The following is a 625-nucleotide window of genomic DNA, read 5'->3' on the forward strand; positions in this document are numbered from 1 at the left end:
TAAACTTGATTTTAAAGATAAAGCTTATAATGTGCTTTATAATACAGGAGTTTAAATGGGAGATAGCATTACACTTTCTATTTTTTGGGGTTTGATTTTGTTTATTGCTAGTTTTACTGTTGCAAGAATTTATCTTATAGCTCTAAGCGTTCTTATTGCCTTTTCTATTTTAAATTATTGGATTAAGATTAATATAAAAGAATTTGTAAAATCTTATTTTTTAATATCTTTTATTATCTTTTTTATGGCTATTGTTATCGTATTTTATCTTACTTATGATCTTGAAACTTCTAGAGGGCTTGTATTACTTGGTCCTCCAGAAATTGAAAAATTATCACCGCAAGAGTATAAAGCGTATAATTATTTTGGATTTTTAAGTGGTATCACCATTGTCTTTTTAGCGATCACTTTTTTTATATTTCCTTGTTTATTACAAGCTTATTTATTTAAATGTTATAGCACAGGAGAAAAATGCAAAAAATTAAGTTGGCTTATAGGGTTTGTGTGTAATATCTTTTTATTAATTGCGAGTGTGTATGTGGTATATGAAAATCTTTAAAGACTATCAAAAATTCACTCCTTATGGTTTGGATTTTAAACTTTATAGTAAAGATTTTATCACTAA

Annotated in this window: 1 protein-coding gene; it reads left to right on the forward strand. The window is 25.8% G+C overall.

All coding sequences use genetic code 11. The annotated features are described in order from the left end of the window. Positions 1–55 precede the first annotated feature (55 nt). Positions 56–559 carry a hypothetical protein gene (locus tag AJ932_RS08485; protein WP_070278807.1) on the forward strand — a complete coding sequence of 168 codons (504 nt, stop codon included), beginning with the start codon at positions 56–58 and terminating at the stop codon, positions 557–559. Positions 560–625 lie beyond the last annotated feature (66 nt).

The sequence above is a fragment of the Campylobacter sp. BCW_6873 genome (assembly GCF_001762365.1).
GTDB classification, from domain to species: domain Bacteria; phylum Campylobacterota; class Campylobacteria; order Campylobacterales; family Campylobacteraceae; genus Campylobacter_D; species Campylobacter_D jejuni.

Coding starts and splice junctions, on each gene's coding strand:
- AJ932_RS08485 (WP_070278807.1), top strand. CDS start 56: ATGGGAGATAGCATTACACTTTCTATTTTTTGGGGTTTGATTTTGTTT.